Annotated in this window: 30 protein-coding genes; 17 read left to right on the plus strand and 13 right to left on the minus strand. The window is 58.1% G+C overall.

Going from position 1 to position 26,377, the window contains the following annotated elements:
- Positions 1–55 precede the first annotated feature (55 nt).
- Positions 56–1,063, minus strand: a complete 1,008-nt coding sequence (locus WG622_RS09265) for a ribose-phosphate pyrophosphokinase (protein WP_209357210.1) — start codon at positions 1,061–1,063, stop codon at positions 56–58.
- Between the two features lie 102 nt (positions 1,064–1,165).
- Here WG622_RS09265 and WG622_RS09270 point away from each other — a divergent pair, with 102 nt between their 5' ends.
- Positions 1,166–1,765 (plus strand): 2-hydroxychromene-2-carboxylate isomerase, encoded by a 600-nt coding sequence (locus tag WG622_RS09270; protein ID WP_209357209.1) that lies wholly within the window; start codon positions 1,166–1,168, stop codon positions 1,763–1,765.
- A gap of 12 nt (positions 1,766–1,777) precedes the next feature.
- Positions 1,778–2,560 (plus strand): alpha/beta fold hydrolase, encoded by a 783-nt coding sequence (locus WG622_RS09275; protein WP_339403342.1) that lies wholly within the window; start codon positions 1,778–1,780, stop codon positions 2,558–2,560.
- 56 nt (positions 2,561–2,616) lie between these two features.
- Here WG622_RS09275 and WG622_RS09280 read toward each other — a convergent pair whose 3' ends face one another.
- Positions 2,617–3,048 (minus strand): DUF1489 family protein, encoded by a 432-nt coding sequence (locus tag WG622_RS09280; RefSeq protein ID WP_339403343.1) that lies wholly within the window; start codon positions 3,046–3,048, stop codon positions 2,617–2,619.
- 224 nt (positions 3,049–3,272) lie between these two features.
- Here WG622_RS09280 and WG622_RS09285 point away from each other — a divergent pair, with 224 nt between their 5' ends.
- The 4 genes from WG622_RS09285 to WG622_RS09300 all read left to right on the plus strand — a co-directional run bounded on the left by WG622_RS09285 (position 3,273) and on the right by WG622_RS09300 (position 8,406).
- Positions 3,273–5,555: an adenosylcobalamin-dependent ribonucleoside-diphosphate reductase gene (locus WG622_RS09285; RefSeq protein ID WP_339403344.1), complete on the plus strand. Its 2,283-nt coding sequence runs from the start codon at positions 3,273–3,275 to the stop codon at positions 5,553–5,555.
- Positions 5,556–5,564: 9 nt separating this feature from the next.
- Entirely contained in the window at positions 5,565–6,482 is a 918-nt protein-coding gene (locus WG622_RS09290) for a formylglycine-generating enzyme family protein (RefSeq protein WP_339403345.1), read from the plus strand.
- 67 nt (positions 6,483–6,549) lie between these two features.
- The gene (locus WG622_RS09295) at positions 6,550–7,242 is read left to right on the plus strand and encodes an alpha/beta hydrolase (RefSeq protein WP_339403346.1); all 693 of its coding nucleotides are present in this window, start codon (positions 6,550–6,552) and stop codon (positions 7,240–7,242) included.
- A 15-nt stretch (positions 7,243–7,257) separates the two neighbouring features.
- Complete coding sequence (locus tag WG622_RS09300) at positions 7,258–8,406, plus strand: alpha-D-ribose 1-methylphosphonate 5-triphosphate diphosphatase (RefSeq protein WP_339403347.1); 1,149 nt, start codon at positions 7,258–7,260, stop codon at positions 8,404–8,406.
- A gap of 9 nt (positions 8,407–8,415) precedes the next feature.
- Here the strand turns inward: WG622_RS09300 and WG622_RS09305 are convergent, their stop codons facing one another.
- Genes WG622_RS09305 through WG622_RS09320 form a run of 4 tightly spaced genes read right to left on the minus strand, consistent with a single transcriptional unit; the run spans position 8,416 to position 10,997 of the window.
- On the minus strand, positions 8,416–9,489 hold the full coding sequence (locus tag WG622_RS09305) for a 5-(carboxyamino)imidazole ribonucleotide synthase (protein WP_339403348.1): 1,074 nt from the start codon (positions 9,487–9,489) through the stop codon (positions 8,416–8,418).
- Entirely contained in the window at positions 9,486–10,241 is a 756-nt protein-coding gene (locus WG622_RS09310) for an NAD(P)-binding domain-containing protein (protein WP_339403349.1), read from the minus strand. The genes WG622_RS09305 and WG622_RS09310 overlap by 4 nt, the downstream gene beginning before the upstream one ends.
- Positions 10,238–10,723 carry a 5-(carboxyamino)imidazole ribonucleotide mutase gene (purE, locus tag WG622_RS09315; protein ID WP_339403350.1) on the minus strand — a complete coding sequence of 162 codons (486 nt, stop codon included), beginning with the start codon at positions 10,721–10,723 and terminating at the stop codon, positions 10,238–10,240. The genes WG622_RS09310 and purE overlap by 4 nt, the downstream gene beginning before the upstream one ends.
- Before the next feature lie 49 nt (positions 10,724–10,772).
- Positions 10,773–10,997, minus strand: coding sequence for a YdcH family protein (locus WG622_RS09320; protein WP_209357193.1), 225 nt, complete (start codon positions 10,995–10,997; stop codon positions 10,773–10,775).
- A gap of 157 nt (positions 10,998–11,154) precedes the next feature.
- Between WG622_RS09320 and WG622_RS09325 the strand changes: the two genes are divergently transcribed.
- Together WG622_RS09325 and WG622_RS09330 are read left to right on the plus strand one after the other, a co-directional pair.
- The gene (locus tag WG622_RS09325) at positions 11,155–11,568 is read left to right on the plus strand and encodes an Hsp20 family protein (protein WP_209357192.1); all 414 of its coding nucleotides are present in this window, start codon (positions 11,155–11,157) and stop codon (positions 11,566–11,568) included.
- Between the two features lie 5 nt (positions 11,569–11,573).
- Positions 11,574–11,801, plus strand: coding sequence for a DUF1150 family protein (locus WG622_RS09330; protein WP_339403351.1), 228 nt, complete (start codon positions 11,574–11,576; stop codon positions 11,799–11,801).
- Between the two features lie 99 nt (positions 11,802–11,900).
- On the opposite strand, the gene WG622_RS09335 is transcribed toward WG622_RS09330, so the two are convergent.
- Together WG622_RS09335 and trxB are read right to left on the minus strand one after the other, a co-directional pair.
- The gene (locus WG622_RS09335; RefSeq protein WP_339403352.1) at positions 11,901–13,973 is read right to left on the minus strand and encodes a bifunctional sulfate adenylyltransferase/adenylylsulfate kinase; all 2,073 of its coding nucleotides are present in this window, start codon (positions 13,971–13,973) and stop codon (positions 11,901–11,903) included.
- Between the two features lie 146 nt (positions 13,974–14,119).
- Positions 14,120–15,061 (minus strand): thioredoxin-disulfide reductase, encoded by a 942-nt coding sequence (gene trxB / locus WG622_RS09340; protein ID WP_339403353.1) that lies wholly within the window; start codon positions 15,059–15,061, stop codon positions 14,120–14,122.
- Between the two features lie 192 nt (positions 15,062–15,253).
- On the opposite strand from trxB, the gene WG622_RS09345 reads away from it, so the two are divergent.
- Complete coding sequence (locus WG622_RS09345; protein ID WP_209357188.1) at positions 15,254–15,754, plus strand: Lrp/AsnC family transcriptional regulator; 501 nt, start codon at positions 15,254–15,256, stop codon at positions 15,752–15,754.
- Here WG622_RS09345 and WG622_RS09350 read toward each other — a convergent pair.
- Entirely contained in the window at positions 15,738–16,316 is a 579-nt protein-coding gene (locus WG622_RS09350) for a TetR/AcrR family transcriptional regulator (protein WP_339403354.1), read from the minus strand. The two genes, WG622_RS09345 and WG622_RS09350, sit on opposite strands and share 17 nt — an antisense overlap.
- 107 nt (positions 16,317–16,423) lie before the next feature.
- On the opposite strand from WG622_RS09350, the gene WG622_RS09355 reads away from it, so the two are divergent.
- Positions 16,424–17,005 (plus strand): NAD(P)H-dependent oxidoreductase, encoded by a 582-nt coding sequence (locus WG622_RS09355; protein ID WP_339403355.1) that lies wholly within the window; start codon positions 16,424–16,426, stop codon positions 17,003–17,005.
- A gap of 86 nt (positions 17,006–17,091) precedes the next feature.
- Here WG622_RS09355 and WG622_RS09360 read toward each other — a convergent pair whose 3' ends face one another.
- The 4 genes from WG622_RS09360 to lgt form a co-directional block, all read right to left on the minus strand.
- Positions 17,092–17,217 (minus strand): hypothetical protein, encoded by a 126-nt coding sequence (locus WG622_RS09360; RefSeq protein WP_339403356.1) that lies wholly within the window; start codon positions 17,215–17,217, stop codon positions 17,092–17,094.
- 136 nt (positions 17,218–17,353) lie between these two features.
- The gene (gene pgeF, locus WG622_RS09365; protein WP_339403357.1) at positions 17,354–18,106 is read right to left on the minus strand and encodes a peptidoglycan editing factor PgeF; all 753 of its coding nucleotides are present in this window, start codon (positions 18,104–18,106) and stop codon (positions 17,354–17,356) included.
- Entirely contained in the window at positions 18,103–19,155 is a 1,053-nt protein-coding gene (locus tag WG622_RS09370) for a class I SAM-dependent methyltransferase (RefSeq protein WP_339403358.1), read from the minus strand. The genes pgeF and WG622_RS09370 overlap by 4 nt, the downstream gene beginning before the upstream one ends.
- A complete protein-coding gene (gene lgt / locus WG622_RS09375) occupies positions 19,152–20,039 on the minus strand; it encodes a prolipoprotein diacylglyceryl transferase (RefSeq protein WP_339403359.1) in 888 nt (295 codons plus the stop codon). The genes WG622_RS09370 and lgt overlap by 4 nt, the downstream gene beginning before the upstream one ends.
- Before the next feature lie 103 nt (positions 20,040–20,142).
- Between lgt and WG622_RS09380 the strand changes: the two genes are divergently transcribed.
- From WG622_RS09380 to WG622_RS09410, 7 genes are all read left to right on the plus strand, one after another.
- Positions 20,143–20,385, plus strand: coding sequence for an accessory factor UbiK family protein (locus WG622_RS09380; protein ID WP_209357182.1), 243 nt, complete (start codon positions 20,143–20,145; stop codon positions 20,383–20,385).
- The gene (locus WG622_RS09385) at positions 20,386–21,615 is read left to right on the plus strand and encodes a flavin monoamine oxidase family protein (RefSeq protein WP_339403360.1); all 1,230 of its coding nucleotides are present in this window, start codon (positions 20,386–20,388) and stop codon (positions 21,613–21,615) included. It begins immediately after the preceding gene.
- A gap of 198 nt (positions 21,616–21,813) precedes the next feature.
- A complete protein-coding gene (locus WG622_RS09390) occupies positions 21,814–22,314 on the plus strand; it encodes a type III secretion system chaperone family protein (protein WP_339403361.1) in 501 nt (166 codons plus the stop codon).
- 87 nt (positions 22,315–22,401) lie between these two features.
- Positions 22,402–23,802 carry a cryptochrome/photolyase family protein gene (locus tag WG622_RS09395; protein WP_339403362.1) on the plus strand — a complete coding sequence of 467 codons (1,401 nt, stop codon included), beginning with the start codon at positions 22,402–22,404 and terminating at the stop codon, positions 23,800–23,802.
- 63 nt (positions 23,803–23,865) lie between these two features.
- The gene (locus tag WG622_RS09400; RefSeq protein ID WP_339403363.1) at positions 23,866–24,204 is read left to right on the plus strand and encodes a tRNA-binding protein; all 339 of its coding nucleotides are present in this window, start codon (positions 23,866–23,868) and stop codon (positions 24,202–24,204) included.
- A complete protein-coding gene (locus WG622_RS09405; protein ID WP_339403364.1) occupies positions 24,204–25,154 on the plus strand; it encodes a 2-hydroxyacid dehydrogenase in 951 nt (316 codons plus the stop codon). The genes WG622_RS09400 and WG622_RS09405 overlap by 1 nt, the downstream gene beginning before the upstream one ends.
- A gap of 62 nt (positions 25,155–25,216) precedes the next feature.
- On the plus strand, positions 25,217–26,335 hold the full coding sequence (locus tag WG622_RS09410) for a beta-ketoacyl-ACP synthase III (RefSeq protein WP_339403365.1): 1,119 nt from the start codon (positions 25,217–25,219) through the stop codon (positions 26,333–26,335).
- Positions 26,336–26,377: the final 42 nt, after the last annotated feature.

The following is a 26,377-nucleotide window of genomic DNA, read 5'->3' on the forward strand; positions in this document are numbered from 1 at the left end:
CGGGGGGGCGGAAATCACGGATTTCCGTGGGGGGCAGAGCCCCCCGTGAAAGGCTTTAGGTGAAAAGCCCTTCGTAAGAGGCTTCTAGCGTCTCTGTTTCAAACAACGAGCTGACGGATGCGCCGTTCCAGATGTTCAGGATCGCATGCGCAAAGATCGGGGCGGTCGGCAGAACGCGGATATTGCTGCAAGCTTTGACAGGCTCGGTTGGCTGGATGGTGTCCGTGATCACGAGGCTTTTCATCACGGATTTGGTGACGCGGTCGACAGCTGGCCCGGACAGAACGCCGTGCGTGATATAGGCATGCACTTCGGTTGCGCCGTGCTCCAGAATAACTTCAGCCGCTTTGCACAATGTGCCTGCCGTGTCGCAGATGTCGTCCACGATGATACATTTCTTGCCGGTCACATCACCGATCACGGTCATTTCCGCAATCTCGCCGGGCTTTTCGCGACGTTTGTCGACGATCGACAGCGGCGCGTTGATCCGCTTCGCCAGCTCACGTGCGCGCGCCACGCCGCCCACGTCAGGCGAGACAATCATGATGTCGTCCATATTGCCTTTGAACTGATGCATGATGTCTAAAGCAAACACAGGTGACGCATAAAGGTTGTCCACCGGAATATCAAAGAACCCCTGAATCTGCGCCGCGTGCAGGTCCATGGTCAGAACCCGCTCCACACCGGCTTCGACCAGCATATTGGCGACCAGTTTCGCAGAGATCGGCGTCCGCGCCTTGGCGCGACGATCCTGACGGGCGTAGCCAAAGTAAGGGATCACGGCGGTGATGCGTTTGGCTGATGACCGGCGCAGCGCGTCGGACATGATTAAAAGCTCCATCAAGTTGTCATTGGCCGGGTTTGATGTCGGCTGAATGATGAACATATCCTCGCCGCGCACGTTCTCGAAGACTTCGACGAAAATCTCGCCGTCGTTGAACCGTTCGACCCGCGCGTCCACCAGTCCCAAATTGCGATGAATGGACATGCGACGCGCGATGGATTTGGCCAAAGGCTGGTTCGCATTTCCGGTGATGAGTTTGGGTTCCATGGTGGTGGGCATAGAGGCAGTTCCCCGAGGTCAGATGACAGATTCGTGACGTTGCGCACGCCTTAACATGTGGTTAGCTTTTGGCAAAGATGACTGCGCTAACAGGAGGGTCAAATGCCACATATCGACTACTATTTCGCGACGATCTCGCCCTATACTTACCTTGCCGGGACACGGCTTGAGGAAATTGCCGCCAAACACGGGGCGACGATCACGTATAAGCCCGTCGATATTCTGCAGCAATTTGCTCGTACCGGTGGACAGCCTCCCAAAGATCGCCATATCTCGCGGCAGGAATACCGTGCGCAGGAACTGCCGCGTCAGGCTAGAAAGCTGGGTATGACCTTTAACCTCAAGCCCGCGCATTGGCCGACCAATATGGCGCCGTCCTCTTATGCTTTGATCGCGGCGCAGAATGCGGGCGGAGGCGACCTTGGTGCGCTCACCCATGCCTTTACCCGCGCGGTGTGGGCCGAAGAAAAGAACATCGCCGAGGATGATGTGATCCGTGAATGTCTGGCGGCGGCTGGGTTTGATCCTGCCTTGGCAGAAAGCGGCCTTCTGGAAGGCGCAGAAACCTATGCGCAGAACCTTGAGGATGCCGTGAACGCAGGTGCCTTTGGCGCGCCGTTTTATGTGGTGGATGATGGCGCGCGCTTCTGGGGGCAAGATCGCCTTGAGGATCTCGATCTGCATCTGTCAGGCAAGCTTTAAAGGCCTCGCGACATGACGACGCCCTTTGTCCGGACCTTCGGAGACGGTCCGGTCCCTGTCTTTGCGCTGCATTGCTCACTGGCCCATTCCGGGTCGTGGGGTGGGGTCGCGAAGGCCTGTGATCCCTATGTGACGATGCAGGCCATGGACCTGCCTGGGCATGGCAAAAGCCCTAAACCTGCGCGGCCAGAAGAAGCCGCTGAACTGGCGGTGGCCTGGGCGGCAGAGGTGATTGAGACGCCGATGCATCTCTTTGGACATAGTTTCGGGGCCTATGTCGCCTTGCGCCTTGCGGTGGAGCATCCTGAAAAGGTGCTGAGCCTGTCGCTTTACGAACCGGTCTTCTTTGCCGCCGCGCGTGAGTTTGATCCAGAGGTTTATGCAGCGCGGTTTTCTGAAATGGCAGAACTGGATGGTCTTATGGCCGCGCAGGACCATGAGGGTGCGGCCAAGCGGTTTGTGCAGGATTGGGGCGGAGGCATGCCTTGGGAGATGTTGCCTGAGGAGATGCGCAACATGATGGCCGCCGGAATGCCTCTGGTGGTCGGGGCCAATGAGACTTTGATTGAGGACAGCGCTGATATCTTGTCCCGCGTGTCAGAGATCTCGGTGCCGACCCTGTTGATGGATGGGGCCGAGAGCCATCCGATTGTGAAACCTATTCAGGATTCACTCGCGGAAAAGATTGCTGGTGCGCAAAGGCAGACCTTGGCGGGTGTCGGGCATATGGGGTTAATTTCGCATCCCAAGGATGTGGCCGCCGCCTATCTGGCGCATATTGGGATGGGGGCGTAGGGGCGCTGCCCCTCGACCTGCGGTCTCACCCCGGGATATTGTCGGCGAGAGAACGATCAGAGGATCCCGATTTCGGCCAAGGCGCTGGCGAGTTCGGCAGGGAGCGGCTCTTCCTGATCGCGCCCTTTCGGGAGATCCATGGGGGAGTCCTCGGGCTTGAGGTAGCGCCAGCCTTGGAAGGGGCGTTTGAGAGTGGATTGCGTGCGGATGAGTTCGGGGTCCAGCACGATGGCGCAGCGGCGGATGCCGTCTGATCCGATGACCTCATCAAAGCGCAGGATCTTTTGGCGGGCTTGAATGGAACCTTTGATGACCCAATAGATCGAGCCGCCGTTTAGAACCTCTGCCTTGCGCTTGGGCCACATGCGGGTGACGTGGCGGGGCAGGCTGTCGGGGCGCTCAGCGGCGCGCATAGTTTGCCAGATTGCGAGTGAGTCGACTGACTCGGTACCGACCGAGAGCTTGACGAGGTTCACGAATTTAGTCACAGGTTTTCCCCAGATTCTTCCACGACAAATTAACGCAAAGGCCGCGAAGGTCAAATGGTCAGGGTGATGCATTTCGCCTGCATTTTGTTGGTGGGTGAAAAATAAACACCACATGTTGTGTTTTTGCTTGTCGCGGTACGCTCGGGCTGCTAGTTTCGTTGACCTAGTAAAAAGCCCCTGATCGGGCTATTCTGTAGCCCTTCTGCCAAACAAGGATATCGCTGATGAGCCGTTTTGCCGCCCCTATCGCTGAGAGCATTTGGGATATGAAATATCGCTTTAAAGAAGCGGACGGCACGCCGATTGATCAGACCGTTGAGGACAGCTGGCGCAGGATTGCGCGCGATCTGGCGAAGGTGGAAAAAGATCCAAGCGCCTGGGAAGACAAGTTCTATGCTGCTCTGGAGGATTTCAAATATCTGCCGGCAGGTCGCATCACAGCGGGGGCTGGGACGGCACGGCAGGTGACGCTGTTTAACTGCTTCGTCATGGGTACGGTGCCAGACAGCATGTCGGGTATTTTCGATATGCTTAAAGAAGCCGCGCTCACGATGCAGCAGGGCGGTGGCATTGGCTATGATTTCTCGACCATTCGTCCGCGCGGCGCGGATGTGAAAGGCGTTGCGGCGGATGCCTCGGGGCCTTTGTCCTTCATGGATGTCTGGGACGCCATGTGCCGTACCATCATGTCGGCCGGTAGCCGTCGTGGCGCGATGATGGCGACCATTCGCTGCGACCACCCGGACGTGGAGCAATTCATCACCGCGAAATCAGATCCCGCACGCCTGCGTATGTTCAATATGTCGGTGCTGGTTACGGATGCCTTTATGGAAGCGGTCAAGGCGGATGGCCCTTGGGAGTTGAAGTTCGGCGGCAAGGTGTATCAAACCGTCAATGCGCGCGATCTTTGGAATAAGATCATGCAGAACACCTATGATCAGGCCGAGCCGGGCGTGATCTTTATCGACCGTATCAATCAGGCCAACAACCTGAACTATTGCGAGACGATTGCGGCGACCAACCCGTGTGGCGAACAGCCTCTGCCGCCTTATGGCGCGTGTTTGTTGGGGTCAATCAACCTCGCGCGGTTGGTCTATTACCCGTTCGAAGAAGGGGCGCATCTGTGTGAGACCGCTCTGACAGAGCTGGTGACGACTGCTGTGCGGATGATGGACAACGTGGTCGATGCCTCGAAATTCCCGCTGGATGCGCAGGCTCAGGAAGCGCAGGCCAAGCGGCGGATTGGTCTGGGTGTGACCGGCCTTGCGGATGCTCTGCTGATGTTGGGTCTTGAGTACGGCACCGAAGAGGCCGCCTCGCAGACCGAGGCCTGGATGAAGGCGATTGCCCATGCGTCCTACAAAGCCTCTGTGGATCTGGCGAAAGAGAAGGGGGCCTTCCCGCTTTTCGACAAGGACAAATACGTCAACGGCGGTTTGGTGCAGCATCTGGATGAGGATCTGAAAGCCGAGATCGCGGAGCATGGCATCCGCAACGCGCTGCTGACCTCAATCGCGCCGACGGGCACGATTAGCCTTTATGCAGGCAACGTGAGTTCCGGCATTGAGCCGGTCTTTGCCTATGCCTATACGCGCAAAGTGCTGCAGAAGGACGGGTCCCGGACCGAAGAAGAGGTCGTGGACTATGCGGTCAAACTCTGGCGCGACAAGTTTGGCGATAAGGAACTGCCGAGCTATTTCGTGAACGCCCAGACGCTGGCGCCCGAAGCCCATGTGCGTATGCAGGCGGCTGCGCAGAAGTGGATCGATTCATCCATTTCCAAGACCATCAACTGCCCTGAAGACATCAGCTTTGACGCTTTCAAAGACGTCTACATGCAGGCGTGGGATACGGGCTGTAAGGGCTGTACCACCTACCGTCCAAATGACATCACCGGATCTGTCCTGACGGTCAGCGAAAGCGAAGAGAAAGCGCCAGGCGAAAGCCCCGCCGATCAGGTCGCAGACACAGGCGAAGTCATCTATATGTCCGAGCCGCTGGAACGTCCGCAAAGCCTTGAGGGCGCGACCTATAAGCTCAAGTGGCATGACAGCGAACACGCGATTTACCTGACCATCAATGATGTGGTCATGGGCGGGCATCGTCGTCCGTTTGAGATCTTTATCAACTCCAAGAACATGGAGCATTACGCCTGGACGCTGGCGCTGACCCGGATGATCTCGGCCGTGTTCCGGCGTGGTGGCGACGTGTCTTTCGTGGTTGAGGAACTCAAGGCCGTATTTGACCCGCGTGGTGGGTCCTGGATGGAAGGGAAATATATCCCGTCCATTTTGGCGGCCATCGGGGGCGTGATTGAAAAGCACATGGTGGCCACAGGCTTTATCGAAGGCGAGGGCATGGGGCTGAAGACGGACCCAAAGGCAGAAGTCGTCGCCGTGGGTGAAACGCCGCGTGGCAAGGCCTGCCCGAGCTGTGGTGACTATAGCCTCAACATGGTCGAAGGCTGCATGACCTGCACGAGCTGCGGCTATAGCAAGTGCGGCTAAGCGCGGCTGATGTCTTGTTGTCCGTTCTCCGGGCGTGAACCCAGCGACGCGCCTTCGGTTCCCATCGAAGGCGCGCGACGTGTCGCCGAGGATGCGGTGAAAATCCTGGGGGGTAAGGCTCTGGTCGGGACCCGCGAGGCCTTTATTCCACTGGATTGTGAGAGCCCTCTGCGCCAGCAGCGGCTGGCCCCGTTTTTAATGGGGGCGACCACGGTCACGAATGCGCAGTTTGCAGAGTTCATCGCGGCCACGGGCTATGTCACCGAGGCCGAGCGTTTTGGGTGGTCTTATGTATTCTGGGCGCAGGTACCCGAGAGCGTGGGCGCGACGCGGGCTGTTGTGAATGTACAATGGTGGCGGCGTGTCGAGGGCGCGGTTTGGAACGCACCTAACGGGCCGGGCACCGAAGACGCGGCTTTGCCGGACCATCCTGTTGTGCAAATATCCTGGAATGACGCCAAGGCCTATGCCGACTGGGTCGGAGGCCGATTGCCCTCGGAAGCCGAGTGGGAACATGCGGCGCGCGGAGGGCTGGGGGATGTGCGCTTCCCCTGGGGCGATCAGGATCCCAATGACAGCGACTTCACGCCTTGCAATATCTGGCAGGGGCAGTTTCCTGACATGAACACAGCGCGAGATGGCTATCGCGCCACGGCCCCCGCGCGGTCGTTTGAACCCAATGGCTATGGGCTTTTCAATATGGCGGGAAATGTCTGGGAATGGACATCAGAACCGTTTCGCCTGCGCTCGATGAAGAAAGAGGTCAAAGCGCGGCAGGCCGAGATCAAAGGGTATAAACTCCTGAAGGGCGGCTCTTTTCTGTGCCACAAGAGCTATTGCTACCGGTATAGGATCGCGGCGCGCTCTGGGAATTCGCCTGATAGCACGACTACGCATCAAGGGTTGCGCGTGGTCTGGGATCTCTGACGCTGGATTCGCTGTGGCTTGTACTTAAATAGACGCCATGAGGATTTTGATCGCCAGTTTGTTTTGGATGACGACAAGCGCTGCGGCCCTGGCCCAGGACTGCGTCGTGCTATTGCATGGATTGGCGCGGACGGATGCGTCCTTTGCGGTCATGGAGCTGGCGCTTGAGGCCGAGGGCTATCGGGTTGTGAACCAGCCCTATCCCTCGACCTCTGCCTCGATCAAAACACTCGCCAATGCGACCTTACCCAGGGCATTTACAGCCTGTGGCGGCGCGAAAACTCATGTGGTCACCCATTCCATGGGTGGCATCCTTCTGAGGGCCTGGCTGAGCGAGAACGATGAGGCCACCCTAGGCCATGTGGTGATGCTCGGCCCGCCCAATCACGGGTCTGAAATCGTGGACACTTTCAGCGACTGGGCCCTGTTTGAGTGGATCAACGGGCCTGCAGGCATGGAATTGGGCACAGATGGCGTGACCGGAGATCTGCCGGATGTGGCCTTTCCCTTGGGCGTGATCGCGGGGGATATCTCGCTTAACCCGGTCTATTCAGCGCTGGTTGAAGGCGATGACGACGGTAAGGTCTCGGTCAGTTCGACCAAAGTTGCGGGGATGACGGATCACATCGTCGTCCACACAAGCCATACGTTCATGATGAACAACCCGCTGGTGATTGCGCAGGTCAAGGCCTTTCTAAACAACGGACGGTTTGATCATTCCAAAACACTGGGCGAGGCGTTATTAGGCGCTCTTGATTAGAGTTGAGAGGCCGACATGAGTGTGAAACTTCGCCTGACCGGTGCCGAGGTTCTGGGGGCTAATGGCCTTGAAGCGCGGGATCTTGGCATCTGCGACGGTCTCTTGCAGAGCGATACGGATGCGCGTGAGATCGACCTAAGCGACTATATGATTTGTCCGGCCTTTGTGGATATTCACGGCGACGGGTTTGAACGTCATCTCGCGCCGCGTCGCGGCGTGCTGAAGGATTTGGGGCAGGGGCTGGCCTCGAGTGATGCAGAGCTTGCGTCCAATGGCATCGGGACCGCTGTTTTGGCGCAGTTTTTTAGTTGGGAAGGCGGCATGCGCGGCACGGAGTTTGCGGCGCGGTTTCTGGCGGCGCATCATGCGGCACAGATGCTGACAGATACGCGCGTGCAACTGCGTTTTGAGACGCATCTACTGGCGCAATACGCAGAGTTTGAAGCGTTGGTGGCCGAATACGACGTGCCCTATGTGGTCTTTAACGATCATCTACCGCATGCGGCCTTGGCTAAGGGGAAAAAGCCGCCTCGGTTGACGGGGCAGGCGTTGAAAAGCGGGCGTTCACCTGAAGCGCATCTGGCGTTGCTTCAAAAGTTGCATGCGCAATCGGATGCAGTAACTGCCGCTCTGCCTGAGCTCGCCGCACGTCTTTCTGCGCGCGGGGTGCGCTTGGGTGCACATGACAATGAGACAGCGGAACAGGTGCAAGGTTTCCACGAGTTGGGGGCGAGCATCGGTGAGTTTCCGGTCACGCGCGAAGCTGCAGAGGCGCATCGCGCGGTGGGGGCTCCGGTTATTCTGGGGTCACCGAATGTCGTGCGGGGCGGGTCTCATTCCGGGCGTTTGTCGGCGGCTGAGTTGATCGCAGATGGGCTCTGTAACGCTTTGGCGAGCGACTATCATTATCCGGCAATGAAACAGGCGGTGTTTCGTCTGGTGGATGAGGGCGTGGCGTCGCTGGCGCAGGCCTGGGCTTTGGTGAGTTCGGGGCCGGCGGGGATTTTGGGCCTCACAGATCGCGGAGAGATCGCCGCGGGGCTGCGCGCCGATCTGGTGATCCTGCGCAAGGAGACACGACAGATTGAGGCGACCGTGGTCGGGGGTAACATCACCTATATGTCTGGTGGTGCAGCGCAGAGATTTCTGGCCCCGCCGCTTTGAAATGTTGCGTTAGCCTGCAGGGGTGACGCGGTTCACGTGGCCCATCTTTCGGCCCGCTTTCACATCGGCTTTGCCATAAAGATGCACGGCCACATGCGGCTCTTTCAACAGGTGCGGCACGCGGTCCATGTCTTCGCCGATCAGGTTCTCCATCACCACGTCATTGTGGCGTTTGCCATCGCCTAAAGGCAGGCCAACGACAGCGCGGATATGTTGTTCGAACTGATCGACGGCGCAGCCGTTCTGCGTCCAGTGGCCTGAGTTATGCACTCGTGGCGCGATCTCGTTTACGATAAGGCCTTCGAGCGTGACGAATAGTTCGACCCCCATGACTCCTACGTAATCCAGCGCGTTCAGGATCTGGCTGGCGATCAGAACTGCATCCATCCGCATGGAGCCGGGCAGGCGAGCCGGGACTGTGGTGGTGCGCAGGATGCCGCCTTCGTGGACGTTCTCGCCGGGATCATAACAGGCGACTTCGCCTGTGGTGCCGCGCGCGGCGATCACCGAGACTTCGTGGCTGAAATTGACGAACCCTTCCAGAACGGACGCCGCACCCGCGACCTCTTCCATTGCGACCGCGGGATCGCTGTCCTCTGACAGGCGCACCTGACCTTTGCCGTCATAGCCGAAACGGCGGGTTTTCAGGATCGAGGGCGTGCCGATCTCTGTCATCGCCTTGGCCAGATCCTCGGCGGTATCGATCTGAGCGTAGGGCGCGGTTTTCAGGCCCAGGCCGGTCAGGAAATCCTTTTCCGTGATGCGGTCCTGGCTGACACGCAGAGCCTCACGACCCGGGCGGATCGGGCGATGGGCCTCGAGGATATCCAGAGCAGAGGTCGGGATGTTTTCAAATTCATATGTGATGACATCGACCGCATCGGCAAAAGCCTTGAGTGCCGCTTCGTCCTCATAGGCGGCCGTCGTCACCTGATCCGCGACCTGACCCGCGGGCGGGTTCGCGCCGGGTTCAAAGATGTGGCTTTTGTAGCCGAGCCGAGATGCCGCGACCGAGAGCATACGACCGAGTTGCCCTCCGCCCAGAATGCCAATGGTGCTGCCGATCGGAAGGGGGGTGCTCATTTTGAGGTCAGCCTTTCATACACATCATCAAGGGCACGGGTGAGGGTTGCATGGGTGCCCGCCTCTTGCAGAGCCTCCATCACCTGTCGGTTCAGAGACCCCGGCAGCGTCAGCCCATCCCGTTCCGCTTCAAGGCTGCCCGTATCACGCGGCATCGCCATGAGGAACCCCGAAACGAGCGTGCGGATATAGGCCTCGGAGACATCGGCGTCACCGATCTGGGATTTGGTCCAGTTGGCCACGGTGTTCAGAAGGTTCAATTGGCTCGCCATAAAGGCAGACGCGGTGAGGATCGCGTTCAAGCCATCCTCTTGGGGCATCGGTAGGATCGTGTTGTCGGATCCGAAAAGCGCGGTGATGAGGCCCGCGTCGCCCCAAACAGGCAGAGGGCAGTCGCCTTTTTCGACAAAACCAAGAGGGATCGTGCGGGTGATGCTCGTGGCGGGGTTGCACAGTTCTAGAAGAGTGGCCTCGCTGTGCTCTGCCATCACCGAAATGATTTGCTGCTCGGGGCGGAAAATGAGTTGGGACAATATGTCCGGCGCGACGGCTGGGCGAAGACAGATGAATACGATCTCGCTTGCGTTCAGAACCTCTTGCGGCTCAAACGCTTTAACGCCGTGGCTGGCCACAAGGTCTGCCGAGACCTCTGCATTGCGCGTCGTGACGGTAACTTCATGGCCCAAAGCCACCATCCGCCGCACCATAGGGGCTGCGATGTGACCCGTACCTATGAAGCCGATACGGCTCACTTTTCTGGCTCATCCGCGATGGAGGCAGAAAGGTCCGCGCGCCACTGGTCTAAACGAGCCGCTAAAGCCTCGTCTTGCAGGGCCAGAATGCCCGCTGCCATCAGGCCACCGTTTTTCGCGCCAGCTGCGCCGATGGCCATAGTTGCAACAGGAAAGCCGCGTGGCATTTGCAGGATGGAATAAAGGCTGTCCACGCCAGACAGCGCTTTGGTCTGCACCGGAATGCCGACTACGGGAACGCGGGTTTTGGACGCCATCATGCCCGGCAAATGCGCGGCCCCTCCGGCGCCTGCGATAATCACCTGCAAGCCACGATCCACGGCCGATTTGCCATAGTCCCACAGGCGATCCGGCGTGCGGTGGGCCGAGACGATCTTGGTTTCATAGGCCACGCCGAGTTCATCCAGAACATCCGCTGCTTCTTTCATGGTTGGCCAGTCTGATTGGCTGCCCATGATGATGCCCACTTTGATATCGGCCATTTGTGCCTCCGGTGATCAATGGAGCGCGCACTATACTCAGATGCGGCCTCTAGGCAATGATATCCGGGGTCAAACGGTCTTCGATATAGGCGATTTTGTCTTTCAAAAGCAGTTTCTTCTTTTTCAGACGCTTGATCGTCAGAACATCGCTGGTGCCGCGTTCGATCAGGGCCTCGATGGCCTCGTCCAGATCGCGGTGTTCCTGTTTGAAAACCTGGAGCTCGACGCGCAGAACCTCGTCTGTCTTCATCTCCAGTTTGTCTAGTCCGGTCATAAGGGGCTCATGTTATTGGCTTATCCCAAAGATACGCCTTTAGGCTGCATAAGCAAAGCCCTTGCACTTGGCGATTTTGATGCCCATATTTCTTAACGAAGGGCTGCCTGAGAGGGGCCCGCAACCTAAGATCGTCGCTTCGCGTAAGGACATCACGATGAGCAAACTGACTTTGGGGTCCTATCCCCATATGCTGGGATTTGAACAGCTGGAGCGCCTTGTAGAGCGCACGGCAAAGGCCGAAAACGGCGGCTATCCCCCTTTTAACATTGAACAAACTTCGGATCATTCCTACCGGATCACACTGGCGGTGGCCGGTTTTGCCGAGGAAGATCTGAGCATCACGGTGGAGGATCGCCAACTGGTGATCCGTGGGCGGCAGCATGATGACGGGGCAAATCGCGTGTTCCTGCACCGAGGAATCGCTGCGCGTCAGTTCCAGCGTTCTTTCGTTTTGGCAGATGGTGTCGAAGTGGGCGAGGCGATCATGGAGAACGGGCTATTGCACGTCGATCTGACGCAGGCGCGGCCGGAAACCGTGGTTCAGACCATCAACATTAAGAAAGGGTGAGCAGTATGATCAGCAAATATGATTTTGAAACCCCAAACGAACACCGCATGGTGTATGTGCGCGAGGTCGCGGTGGCTGACCTACCTGCCGACATGCAAGAGCAAGTCGAAGGTATCGAGACGCTCTATGCGGTGCATGGGGCGGATGGCGAGCGTCTGGCTGTTGTGAAAGAGCGCAACCTGGCCTTTGCCTTGGCGCGCCAGAATGATTATGCGCCTGTGACGGTGCATTGATCGGAGCCACGATTTCTTTGAAAGAAATCGACGTCGGATCCTTTTAAAGGATCCGAGATATTGAAAAAGCGCGGCCTTTTGAGCCGCGCTTTATTGTTTTTAGGCTTTGATCAGGCCCATGCTTTCCAGCTTGAGCAGCACTTGGTGGGCGCAGTTGTCGACCTCGACATTCTCGGTCTCAACGCTCAGCTCTGGGTCCACTGGGACATCGTAAGGGTCCGAAATCCCGGTGAACTCTTTGATCTTGCCCTCGCGCGCAAGCTTATAGAGCCCCTTGCGGTCGCGGCGTTCGCATTCCTCGATGCTGGTCGCGACATGCACCTCAACGAAAGCACCGAATTGCTCGATCTCTTCGCGCACATGGCGGCGGGTGGTCGCGTAGGGTGCGATGGGCGCGCAGATCGCGATGCCACCGTTCTTGGTGATTTCAGACGCTACATAGCCGATGCGCTTGATGTTGAGGTCACGGTGTTCCTTGGAGAAACCCAGCTCGGAGGACAGGTTTTTCCGCACGATATCGCCATCCAGCAGCGTCACTGGGCGGCCACCCATTTCCATCAGTTTCACCATCAAGGCGTTCGCAATCGTGGACTTGCCTGATCCAGAGAAGCCGGTGAAGAAGACGGTGAAGCCCTGTTTGGAACGCGGCGGCTTGGTCTTGCGCAGTTCCTTGACAACCTCTGGGAATGAGAACCATTCGGGGATCTCAAGACCCTCTGCCAGACGGCGGCGCAGTTCTGTGCCCGAGATGTTCAGGATAGTCACATCATCCTTGTCTTTGATCTCGTCATTTGGCTCGTATTGGGCGCGTTCCTGGACATAGACCATATGTTTGAAGTCGACCATTTCGATGCCGATTTCGTCCTGGTGTTCGCGGAACAGATCCTGCGCATCGTATGGGCCATAGAAATCTTCGCCTGCGGAATTCTTGCCAGGGCCTGCATGGTCGCGACCGACGATAAAGTGGGTGCAGCCGTGGTTTTTACGGATCAGACCGTGCCAAACCGCTTCGCGTGGGCCCGCCATACGCATCGCCAGGTTCAAGAGCGACATAGTGGTGGTGGCCGCTGGGTATTTGTCCAGCACTGCCTCATAGCAACGCACGCGGGTGAAGTGATCGACGTCGCCCGGTTTGGTCATGCCGACAACAGGGTGGATCAGCAGGTTCGCCTGCGCTTCGCGGGCGGCTCGGAAGGTCAGTTCTTGGTGCGCACGGTGCAGCGGGTTGCGGGTCTGGAAGGCAACGACTTTGCGCCAGCCCAGCTTGCGGAAATAGGCGCGCAGTTCGTTTGGCGTGTCGCGACGGCCGCGGAAATCGTAATGCACAGGCTGTTGGATGCCGGTGATCGGTCCGCCAAGATAGATTTTGCCCGCTTGGTTGTGCAGATAGTTCACGGCAGGGTGTGCGTCGTCATCCGCACCGAAAACCTTCTCGGCTTCGCGAGATTTGTTTGGCTCCCACCGGTCTGTGACCGTCATGGTCGCAAGGATCACGCCCTCTTGGTCACGCAGAGCGATGTCCTGGCCGATTTCAATGCTCTCGGCGAAGTCCTCAGAGACATCCAGAGTGATCGGCATTGGCCAGAGCTGGCCATCCGCCAGACGCATGTTTTCCACGACGCCGTTGTAGTCTTCTTCGCTCAGGAAGCCCTTCAGCGGGTTAAAGCCACCGTTCATCAACAGCTCCAAATCGCAGATCTGGCGCGGGGTCAGGTCGTGGCTGGTCAGATCAGCCGCCTCGACTTTCAGCTTTTGCGCTGAGTCATAGGACACATAAAGCTCTGGGATAGGAGCGAGGTTGTTTTGCATGGGTTCCGTCCTGGATTTAAGCGGCACAAGGCCGATTTTCGTGCCGGTCAGCTCTGCGTGCAGGGCTTCGTAATCGGCGAGTTTCTGGGCGAGGAAAAGATCCGTCAGGCGGTTCTTTTCGCCAGCGCCTTTGGTGGTCAGCGCATAGGAATTGCGCTGGCGTTTGTCAGAGCCCGGGCGCTGGGCGATGCGCACGAGGCCTTGGTCGATGGCGTCGCGCAGCAAAGCGTTCAGGCGGCCAAGCGACAGGCCAACCGCCTCAGCAGTCGCACGTTGCGGCGCATCAGGGGCGATATCCAGCTGCCGCAAAAGGCGGAAAAGCTGGTCCTCTTCGCTGCTGATATGTGCCTCAGTTTCGGCCACGACACGGCTCTCATTGTTTGTTCACGGGTGAACGTATCTCATAAAAGCGTTTTTGAGCCAAGTCTTGTGTGAAAATAAGAGGGAAATCACACGCCTGCGGTCAAACGTGGAATTCTGACCGCAGGTGTATCAATTTGTTGGAACGCTTATTCCTGTTCCGCCAGGAATTTCTCAGCATCCAGTGCCGCCATACAGCCCATGCCCGCCGAGGTCACCGCTTGGCGATAGACGTGGTCGGTCAGGTCACCGGCGGCGAAAATGCCGGGGATCGAAGTGCGGGTGCTGCCCGCTTCGACTTTGACATAGCCGCCGTTGTGGGTTTCCAACACGTCTTTCACGAGCTCCGTCGCTGGCGCGTGGCCGATTGCGACGAAGACACCGGCGCAAGGGATCTCGGTGATCTCGCCTGTGTTGACGTTTTTGGTTTTCACGCCGGTCACGCCCAGAGGCATGTCGGTGCCGACGACTTCTTCCAAAGTGTTGAACCACAGCGTTTCGATCTTTTCGTGCTTCAGCAAGCGTTCTTGCAGGATCTTTTCAGCGCGCAGCTCATCGCGGCGGTGGATAAGGGTCACTTTAGAAGCGAAGTTCGTCAGGAACAGCGCTTCTTCAACGGCTGTGTTGCCGCCGCCGATCACCACGATCTCTTGGCCGCGATAGAAGAAGCCGTCACAGGTCGCACAGGCGGAAACACCAAATCCTTTGAATTTCTCTTCGCTTTCCATGCCCAGCCATTTTGCGCGCGCGCCAGTCGCGAGGATCACCGCGTCTGCGGTATAGGTCGTGCCGCTGTCGCCTTTGGCCACGAAGGGGCGCACGGACGTGTCGAGTTCGTTGATAATGTCGCCGATGATCTCTGTGCCCATGGCGCGGGCATGCGCCTCCATGTTGACCATCAGGTCAGGGCCCTGGATTTCTGTGTGACCGGGCCAGTTTTCGACCTCGGTGGTTGTGGTCAACTGACCGCCGGGCTCAATGCCCTGCACGAGAATCGGGTTCAGCATCGCGCGGCTTGCGTAGACGCCTGCGGTGTAACCCGCTGGGCCTGATCCGATAATCAGAACTTTGGTATGTTTGCTCTCTGCCATGGGCCACCCGATTGCCTAAAATTTCGCGTCACAGGGATATAGACATAAGGGACGCGGGCGAAAACCCCCAAGCGGCAGAGCGCGCGATATCAAGGCTCACTTTCCAGTCATCGTGGAAATCGCGAAATATTATTGCGCGCGCATCGGCGGGTGCTATAAGAATTGCAAAGTTGCAGAGGGGTAACGAGGCACATGACGGGATATCGTTTGGATCCGATTGACCGCAAGATTCTGGCAGAGCTTCAGGCGGATGGTCGTATGACCAACGTAGAGCTGGCCAAGCGCGTGGGGATCTCTGCGCCGCCTTGCTTGCGCCGTGTGCGCACCCTTGAGGAATCAGGCTATATTCGCGGCTATCACGCCGAGGTCGATGCGCGCGAGTTGGGCTTTGAGGTTCAGGTTTTCGCGATGGTTGGGCTGATCAGTCAGGCCGAAGCGGATCTAAGCGCCTTTGAAGACCGCTGCCGCGATTGGTCTTTGGTGCGCGAGTGTCACATGCTGAATGGCGAAGTGGACTTTATCCTGAAATGCTGCGCGCCGGATCTGTCGACGTTTCAGACCTTCCTAACTGAGGATCTGCTGAAGGCCGAGAATGTTGCGAGCGTGAAAACATCGCTGGTCATTCGTGGTGCCAAGGATGAACCGGGCGTGCCGTTTGACGTACTAGAAGAACGGATCAGCCGGACGGCTTAGGCAAAAGCCAGGCGTTCAAGTAAGTCTCCATCCGATCTCTGATCGAAATACCGTTATGCGCTGTGCAAAAGTGTAGGGCGAGGGCTTGGATTTGGAAGGCTCCGACGCCATCGGCCATCAGCGCCGGGTCGATGTCCTTGCGAAATGGTCCATGGGCCAGCCAATGCGCCATGACGGTGCCGTGGCGGATGAAGGTCTGCGCGATCGCGCCGATCTCGCTGTTTTGTGCCGCGCCGGAATGCCTAAGAATCACGTCAAAGACAAAACGTTCCTGGGTCATGAACTCAAAGGACGGCATCAGAGCGTCTAGGATTTCATCGACGCTCTTTGGCGGCTCCATCAGCTCCACCTCGTCCAAAAACGCGTGGATTTCACCCCCAATCAGGTGATCCATCAGCGCGTCTTTGTCTTTGAAGTGGGCAAAGAACGTCCCCTTCGCGACGCCTGCATCCTTCACCACATCCTCAACGCGCAGCGCCTCATAGCCCGCATCTTTGATGCGGTTTTGCGCGGCTTCGATAAGTTTCGCGCGGGTTTTGAGGGTGCGTGTTTGGACGGCCATAGCCGTGGTGTGACAGAAAAAGTGACTTTGGTCAAATTTAGTTATTGACCATGGTCAATTTTGGAATCTATGAAAGTGACCACGGTCAATTTATGGAGAGTCGCGAGATGGCGAAGAAGATTTTTGTTTTGAATGGGCACCCGCGTGAGGCGTCCTTGTCGGCAACATTTGCCCAGACTTATGCCGATGCCGCACAGGGCGAAGGGCATGAGGTTCGAGTGATGAATGTCGGCGATTTGGAGTTTGATCCGGATTTCGGGCAGGCGCTTTATAAAGAGCCAAAGCCGCTGGAGCCGGATCTGGAGCAAGTGTTGCAGTCGATTGAATGGGCGGATCACGTGGTTCTGACCTCGCCGATGTGGTGGGGAGGTCTACCAGCCAAGCTCAAAGGGTTGATTGATCGCAGTTTCCTGCCCGGACGGACCTTTGACACCAAAAGCGGCAAGTTTCCGAAACCGATGCTCAAGGGGCGGACGGCGCGGGTCATTCTGACGTCCGACACGCCGGGCTGGTATTTCCGCCTGATCTATCGCAGCGCGCTGCATTCTCAGTTGAAACGGCAAATTCTGGGGTTCATCGGCCTCAGCCCCACGCGGTTCACCCATTTCGCGCAATCCAGCGATCCGAAACCGGGGGCGGTGGCGCGGTGGATCGACTCGGTTAAATCCTTGGGCGCTCAAGCTATTTGAAGCCCCCAAACCAAAAGAAGACGACCGTTGGCCGGGGGAACCAACGGTCGTTTTGCTTGGAAGGTAGGGGGTCCTCGAGAATTCTCTTACGCGGCTTTCGCGGCTGGTTTTACCAGAACGGTCTCGCCGATGCGCTTTTTCGCCCATGGCAGCACGACTGCCTCGGTTTTCGATGCTTTGACGATCGATTTTATAAAGCGTTGCTTTGCCATCTGTCTGCTCCTTCTTGCCTGATCCTTTGCGGACCGGATTGTTTGTCTGTTGAGAACAATCTGGTTCCGAAATGGGGCAGAGTTGCGGCGAGATTGGCGTGAATCCGAGGAGTTGCAGAGGTGAATTGGGGGCGATCTAGAGTTTGATGACCGCGATCAACCGACCATAGTCCGCTTCTTTGGCGTGGGTTGTGCGGCGATAGGAATAGAACCGGTCCGGATCGCTATAGGTGCAATGTCCGTTCCATTCAGCAAAGCCGACGCCTGCGGCTTGGAGGCGGTGGACGCCATAGCCCGGGAGGTCGAACATGAACCGATCCCCGTCGCCTTTCGCGAAAAAGCGGCTGTTGTCTGGATCGCCGTCGATAAATTGATCGCGCAGTTCCGGCCCGACCTCATAAGCCGCCTGACTGATCGAAGGCCCGACGACCGCGCGGATCGCCTCGCGTTTCGCACCAAGCGATTCCATCGCGTCCACGGTGGCTTCAAGAACGCCTGACACTGCGCCTTTCCATCCGGCGTGTGCAGCGCCAATGACACCCGACTTGGGATCTGCAAAGAGCACCGGCTGGCAATCGGCGGTCAGAATCGACAGGGCTTGGCCGGGGATATTGGTGACCAGAGCGTCGGCTTTGGGCTTCTCGCCAGTGATCGGCTCCGTCACAGTCACCACGTCGGCTGAATGGATTTGGTGAACGCCATTCAGTGCCTCAACACCCATGGCCTGCGCCACGCGGTCTCGGTTGATGCGTACGATGTCCGCGAGATCGCTGCTGCCGGTGCCGCAGTTAAGACCGTGGAAAATCCCCGAGGATGCGCCGCCCTTGCGGGTGAAGAACCCGTGTTGAATGGGCGCGAGGCTCTCGGACCTGAGGATTTCAAGGCTCATGCTTCTACTCCGGGGGGCGGGTTTTCGCCCTCTGGGTAAAGGGCGACCACTTTGAACAGATTTCCCATTTCCTCGGGATGGGTCAAGCGTCGATGCGCGAGAATGTGCTGTTCAAGCTGGGCGGGCTCCATCAATTTCGCGAGATCCTGCGCGCGTCTTGTGATGCCCAGACGCTCTAGAAAGACGCCTTGGGCGGTGACGCGGGAAAACTTGCAGGGGGTCGCGAGGCAGATGGCTTCGAAATCCACATGGGCGGTGAGGTCTGCGTTGCCGGGATCTTCCAGAACGTCGACCTCTTTGTGATCCTGCACCGCCTGCAGCGTATCACCCTGAGAATGCCAGTCGCCGTAGTCAATGATCAACGCCACGCCACCGTGGCGTTTGATGCGGCCGCCGACAGCGTCGATCATGGGCGCGAGAGGTTCGCAGACTTCGACCATCATGCCGTCTTCGGTGTCTTCAAGACGATGGGTGAGGGCGGGTTGAGGCTGGGCTGCGCCAAGGCCGAAAGTCAGGGCTTCGTGGTCGACGCCGATCAGGCGCTCCCGCCATGCAGAGCCTTCGCGGATGAACTGGCGGATAGGCAGGGCATCCAGGAATTCATTGGCGACAAAGAACGTCGGCTGTTCGGGCAGAGTGTCGACACCGTCATGCCATATGGCGCGGGTGATCAGCTCTTCCTGCTTGGCGCGCAGGGTGGGGGAGGCCTCGATCAGATGGACCTCCATTGCGTCGTGAAATCCCGGCACATTGCGGGTCGCGCGCAGCAGGTCTGCCATCAGCGTGCCCCGCCCGGGGCCCGCCTCGGCAAGGGTGAAACGGGTCGGTGAACCTTGGTCCATCCAAGCTTGCGCCAGTGAGATGCCTAAAAGTTCGCCAAACATCTGGGTGATTTCCGGCGCGGTCGTGAAGTCGCCCGTCGTGCCAAAGGGGTCGCGGGTGGCGTAATAGCCGTAGGCGGGATGCAAAAGGCATTCGGTCATATAGTCGGCGACAGAAATCGGGCCGATGGTGCGGATGCGATTTATGAGCGTCTCGCGCAGGCTCATTGTACCGCGCGCCGGCTTTTGGCGATCATCCAGAGGCCGAAGAGGATCATCGGTAGCGATAGGATCTGGCCCATGGTCAGGCCGATGCCATTCAGATGCAGGACAAGGCCAAGCGGGTTGCCCTCGGTGACAAACTGCGCGTCTGGCTGGCGGACGAATTCCACAAGGAACCGTGCAAGCCCATAGCCTGCGAAAAACACGCCGGTGATACGCCCCGGGAACTTCAAGGCACCTTTGCGGAAGGCGAGCCAGAGCATCACAGTTAGCAACAGCGCGCCTTCAAGGAAGGCTTCATAGAGTTGCGACGGGTGGCGCGCGCAAAGGCCTGCGAGCTGGCCGCAGTCTTGAGCATAAGCGCCTGGAAAGGCGACGCCCCAAGGCAGGTCGGTCGGGCGGCCCCAAAGCTCTGCGTTGACGAAATTTGCAAGGCGGCCCAGCAAAAGACCAACTGGCGCGCCCAGAACCACGATGTCGGACGTCGAGAGTTTCGCCAGCCCATGACGGCGGCAAAACAGCCATCCGGCCAGAACCACGCCGATTACCCCGCCATGAAAGGCCATGCCGCCTTCCCAGACGCGTATGATCGCGAGGGGATCGGATAGATAGGACCCCGGCTGATAAAACAGCACATAGCCCATGCGCCCACCGAGAATGATGCCGATGGTGACCCAAAAGAGTAGGTCTTCGAGTTGGGCGTCATCCATAGGGGCCGCGTCGTTGCGCCACAGATGCACGCGCCGCAGAGCCATCAAGGAAATCTGGAACGCCAGAATGATCCCGACGATATAGGCCAAAGCATACCAGCGCAGTGCCAGTTCAAAGCCGCCTAAAGAGATCGAGAAAAGCTCGGGGGAAATATCGGGAAAGGGGATCATGGCCTGCATGTGTCTGATGTGCCTCTGAGACTGGGGCGAAGTCAACCTTGAGAGTCGCTGCTTTTGTGCCCATATAGGGATCAAATGTAACGGCAGAATACCGGAGGTCCACATGCAGACCCGCAATAAGATCATGGACGACATCTCGCAGCTGATGACTAATGCGATGGGCGTAGCACAAGGCGCGAAGGATGAGGCCGAGACCGCGATGAAATCCCTCATGGATCGCTGGCTCGCGGATCGCGATTTTGTGACCCGCGAAGAATTTGATGCGGTGCGCACCATGGCGCAAAAGGCGCGGGAAGAGAACGAAGCGCTCAAGGCGCGGATTGAGGCCTTGGAAGGCAAGAAATAAGTGACCCAATCCAATTGGACGCGCCGGTCGACTTTGGCCGGGATGGGTGCGGCTTTGACGGCAGCAATGTTGCCGGTCCAAGCCTTTGCGGCCGGTGGCCCCCGCGGTTATCTGCGCACCAATTGGAGTCAGGATCCCTTTGCCTATGGGTCTTATTCCTATGTCGCTAAAGGGTCCCGGAAAAAGGACCGCCGCAATCTGGAAGCCCCGATCGACGGGCGCATCTTTTTTGCGGGTGAGGCAACTTTCTATAAACGCTCCAGCACGGTGCACGCGGCTCATGAGTCAGGGCTGCGCGTGGCGTCGATGCTCAGCAAGAAGGGTCACAAGCGGGTTGCCGTGATCGGTGCTGGCATGAGCGGGCTGACCGCCGCCAAGAGCTTGGCGGATCGCGGGCATGAAGTGACCGTGCTTGAGGCGCGTGACCGTATCGGCGGACGGCTTTGGACGGATGAACGTCTTGGCGTGCCGCTGGACCTTGGCGCGAGCTGGATTCACGGCACCGATGGCAATCCTTTGACGGCCTTGTCAGACCAGCAGGCGATTGCGCGGGTTGCGACGGACGAAAGCTATGCACTGCGTGGGGGCGACGGGCGCGTGATGCGAGACGCGGAAGTCCCCGATTGGATTTGGGATGAGGTCGAGATTCAGACCTCTGCCGGTGCGGATGTCGATGAGCTGAACACATCGGCCTACTTGTTTGACGATGATTATGAGGGCGAAGAGGTCGTTTTCCCCGGCGGGTATACGGATATTCTGGGCGCTCTGCAGGGCGAATACGACGTGCGCCTCTCAACGCAGGTGGGCATGATTACACTTGAGGACAATCAAGTCTGGGTCACGCCGCGCGCCGCTCTACCCGAGGCCTATGACGCCGTTCTGGTCACTGTGCCTCTGGGCGTTTTGAAAGAGGGCGGTATTGGATTTAAGCCAGAATTGCCCGCAGCCAAACGTCGCTCGATTTCGCGTCTGGGCATGGGGCTTTTGGATAAGGTCTACCTGCAGTTTGACCGCCCGTTTTGGGACAAAGACGTCACCTGGATTTACACGCCAGAGGCTGGCGGCGAGCGCGGACAATTCAACGTCTGGCTGAACTTTTACAAGACCCATGGCGTGCCAATTATCATGGCCTTTAACGGCGGAAGCGCGGCGCATGCGCTGGCACATCAAAGCGATCAGGCGGTAATTTCGCAGGCCGCCAAGGTCATCCGCAGCGCCTATTCCGCCTAGACCCACCGCCTATTTCTTGTGGATTTTAACGACTTGTCCACAACTTATTGCGGTGTTTTCAAATATTTCCCTTTACTTAAGCGGGCCCAGACTCCACCATACCTAGTAAGGGAGGAGGGCTCTCCTACCTCCCATCGAGCAGGCACCAAGCGCTGGTTACGCTGCCACGTCCCGGCGCAATAACGAAAGGGTGGCGCCATGGCATTATCAGAGCAGTATCTCGAAGAAGACATTCATCCCATCGACATCGTCGAACACATTGCCGAGCATCACGAGTGGAGTTTTGACCGCATCGCGGATGATCAGATCGCAATGGCCATTGAAGGGCAATGGAAGACCTATTCCATCACGCTCGCTTGGTCGGGATATGAAGAAATGCTCAAGATGGTGTGTTCCTTTGAAATGGAACCTCCGTCAGATCGCATGCCGCAATTGTTCGAAGTCCTCAATGCCGTGAATGATCAATGCTGGGCCGGTGGCTTCACCTATTGGACCGAGCAGAACATGATGATCTATCGCTATGGTCTGGTTCTGGCGGGTGGTCAGGTCGCAAGCCCTGATCAGATCGACACGATGATCAACGCAGCGATCATGAGCGCGGAACGCTTCTATCCGGCCATTCAGCTGGCCACATGGGGCGGACGTTCAGTTGAGGACGCAATGCAGGTTGCGATCGCTCAGGCCTACGGGCGGGCGTAAAACCCAGTCTGGGAACGGAATTTTCTGGCCGTTCCCGATAGGCGCACTAGGTTGCGGCCTAAGTCTTAATTCTGACACAGGCCGCCCGTGCGTTCACTTGTTCTTTTCCGAAATGATTTGCGGGTTGCTGACAACCCCGCGCTAACTACAGCTGCGGCGCGGGGCGAGGTTTTGCCCGTGTTTGTCTATGAGCCCGAGGCCTATGGCGCGGCGGCGAAATGGTGGTTGCATCACTCGCTGACGGCCTTGGCACAGGACTTGGGCGGCTTGCTGGTCCGGCAAGGGGAACCGCTTGAGGTCATTGAAGGACTTGTTGCCGACTATGGCGTCGACGCGGTGTTTTGGAACCGGCGCTATGAGCCTGCTGGCATTGCCAAAGACACAGAAATGAAGGCTGCGCTGGGCGCGGCGGGTGTCGTGGTCGAAAGTTTCCCGGGCAACCTTTTGTTTGAGCCCTGGCAGATCAAAACCGGATCAGGCGGGCAGTTTAAGGTGTTTTCACCATTTTGGCGGGCCTGCCTGAAGGCGGGCGCTCCGGCCGCACCTTTGGAACGCACGTCGCTTGCGGTCTTTGGCGCGACGGCTGAAATTGACGCATTAGATCTGTTGCCAACTAAGCCAGATTGGGCGACGGGTTTTGGCCCCGTATGGACACCCGGAGAAAAGGGGGCTTGGGCGCGTCTGGAGCATTTTCTGTCTGACGATATCAAGGGCTATAAAACAGGGCGAGACCGGCCGGACCAAACCCATGTCTCGCGTCTGTCACCGCATTTGCATTTCGGCGAGATCTCTCCGCGTCAGATCTGGCGCGAGGTGCAGCGCCAATGTGCCATGTATCCAAGTAAGCAAGGCGATGCGGACAAATTCCTCGCAGAAATTGGCTGGCGAGAGTTTTCGCATCAGCTGCTGTTTCACACGCCCGACCTGCCCGAGCAAAACCTGAACCGCGCGTTTGATGCCTATCCATGGGCTGACAATCCGGGTCACCTAACTGCTTGGCAAAAAGGGAAAACAGGCTACCCGCTGGTGGATGCGGGCATGCGAGAGCTCTGGCACACGGGCTATATGCACAACCGCGTGCGCATGGTGGTGGCGAGCTTCCTGATCAAACATCTGCGCATCCATTGGAAACACGGCATGAACTGGTTCTGGGACACTTTGCTGGATGCGGATCTCGCCAATAATACCGCGAGTTGGCAGTGGGTGGCGGGCTCCGGCGCGGATGCAGCACCCTATTTCCGCATCTTCAACCCCACGACGCAGGCGCAAAAGTTCGACCCCAATGGCGACTACATTCGCAAGTGGTGTCCGGAACTTGCGGCATTGCCGACGAAGGTTCTGCATGCCCCTTGGGAAGCCCCAGCTTTAGTGTTGCTAGAGGCTGGCGTAACCTTGGGTGCGACCTATCCCCACCCGATCGTCGATCACAAAGAGGCGCGCGCGGCGGCTTTGGCGGGGTATGACACCGTCAAATCGGCGCAAGCCTAAAATCCAACTCGACCTTCGCAAGATTTCGCGCAATGCTGCGCGGAAATCTCGACGGAGGGGCAGATGGCTGAGATCACATTTGACGATTTTCTAAAGGTCGATATTCGTACCGGGGTCGTCGTCGACGCCCAGCCCTATCCAGAGGCGCGCAAGCCTGCGATCAAACTCTGGGTGGATTTTGGTGATGAATTGGGTGTCAAGAAATCCTCGGCCCAGATCACCAAACACTACACGCCTGAAAGTGTCGTTGGGAAACGTGTCATGGCCGTTGTGAATTTTCCGCCGCGTCAGATTGGGAAATTTATGTCGGAAATTCTGGTGCTTGGCGTACCGGATGACGAAGGCGAAGTCGTTTTGATTACGCCCGACAAAGAGGTGCCCAAAGGCGGGAGGCTCTATTGATGGACCTCTTGATTACACGCCCCTTGCCGCAGTCCGTTGTTGAGGCCGCCCAAGAGCATTTCAATGTCACGGTCCGTTCCGAAACTTCGCCCCTCTCAGCGGATGAGTTGCGAACGTCACTCGCCGACTTTGACGCGATCCTGCCGACGTTGCGGGACAACTACTCGGCCGAGGTCTTTGCGGACGTCCCAAACCCGCGCGCGAAGATCCTCGCGAATTTCGGTGTCGGCTATAACCACATTGACGTGGAGGCCGCGAACAAAGCGGGCCTCATGGTCACCAATACCCCTGGCGCCGTCACCGACGCCACCGCCGATATCGCAATGACCTTGATCCTCATGTCCTGCCGTCGTGCGGGGGAAGGCGAACGTCTGGTGCGGGCGGGCAATTGGGATGGCTGGCATCCAACGCAGCTTTTGGGACAGCATGTCTCGGGCAAACGCGTCGGGATCGTGGGCATGGGGCGCATCGGCCAAGCTATCGCGCGCCGTTGCCATTATGGCTTTGGCATGGCCGTCAGCTACATGGCGCGCTCTGAAAAGGACCTGCCGTATCCCGCGAATGCGCACAGCGATCTGGAAAGCCTCGCCGCCGAGGCCGATGTGCTCGTGGCCGCCGTCCCAGGTGGCGCAGATACGCTGCATCTGATCAATGCGGACACGTTCAAAGCCATGAAACCTACCGCCCATTTCGTGAATATCTCGCGCGGCGAAGTGGTTGACGAGACGGCCCTGATCACAGCTCTTCAGGCCAAGGACATCGCGGGCGCTGGACTGGATGTCTACGAATTCGAACCCTCAGTACCCGACGCTTTGGTGGCCATGGAGAACGTCACGCTCCTGCCGCATCTGGGCACAGCCGCGCTGGAAGTGCGTGAGGGCATGGGGCTGATGGCGGTTGAAAACCTGAAGGCATTCGTGGCCGGAAACCCTTTGCCCAATAGGGTCTAGCTGCGTCACCCTTGACCTTTGGTCACCCTTGCGGTGAAGTTTCCCGACTGCGAGGAGGCCACATGCACCAGCCAGCCATTACCGGAAGCGGCGTTTTCACGCCCAGCCAGATCATCACCAACGACGAACTTGTCGTGGCCTTTAACGCCTATGCGGACAAGTTTAACGCCGACAACGCCGAGGCGATTGCCGCAGGCGAGATCGAGACCATCGCCCATTCCAGCGCCGATTTCATCCTCAGCGCCAGTGGGATTGAGCAGCGCTATGTGATGGAAAAGGAAAGCATCCTTAATCCGGACATCATGTTCCCGAAGCTGCGGTCTCGTTCCGACGATGAGCCGGGGATCATGGCGGAAATGGCGATAGATGCCTGCAACAAAGCACTCGCGCAGGCGGGACGCACCGCAGACGAAGTGGATCTTGTGATCTGCGCGGCCTCCAATCACGAGCGCGCCTATCCGGCGATTGCCGTGGAAATTCAGGACCTTCTAGGGGCAGGGGGCTTTGCCTTTGACATGAACGTCGCCTGTTCTTCGGCCACCTTCGGCTTGCAGGCCGCTGCGGATATGATCCGCGCGGGATCGGTCAAATGCGCGCTGGTCGTGAACCCCGAGATCTGCTCGGGCCACCTGGAATGGCGCGACCGCGATTGCCATTTCATTTTCGGAGACGTCTGCACGGCGACCGTCATCGAACGGGCCGAGGATGCCAAAGGCGCGCATTTCCTTGTTCATTCCACCAAATGCGCGACGCAGTTCTCCAACAATATTCGCAACAACAACGGCTACCTGCGCCGCTCACACACCGACATGGAAGACCGCCGTGACATGCAGTTTATGCAGAACGGCCGCAAGGTTTTCAAAGAAGTGCTGCCACTGGTCGTGAACCACATCCAAGGCCATCTCGCCGAAGCGGGCGCGTCTGCGGACGACTTGAAGCGCCTCTGGCTGCACCAAGCCAACAAGTCGATGAACGACTTCATCGGACGCAAAGTGCTTGGCCGTGTGCCCGAGGAGGGCGAGCAGCCTAACATCCTGCAGGACTACGCCAATACATCCTCGGCGGGCTCGATCATTGCCTTCTCAAAATACAGCGACGACATGCAGCCCGGCGACAAAGGCGTAATCTGTTCCTTTGGTGCAGGTTATTCCGTGGGTTCGGTCCTGGTCGAGCGCGTCTAGTTTCAGCTTGTCGAAAATACTCTGGGGTGAGGCCGTCAGGCC

Source organism: Cognatishimia coralii (genome assembly GCF_037478305.1).
GTDB lineage: Bacteria > Pseudomonadota > Alphaproteobacteria > Rhodobacterales > Rhodobacteraceae > Cognatishimia > Cognatishimia coralii.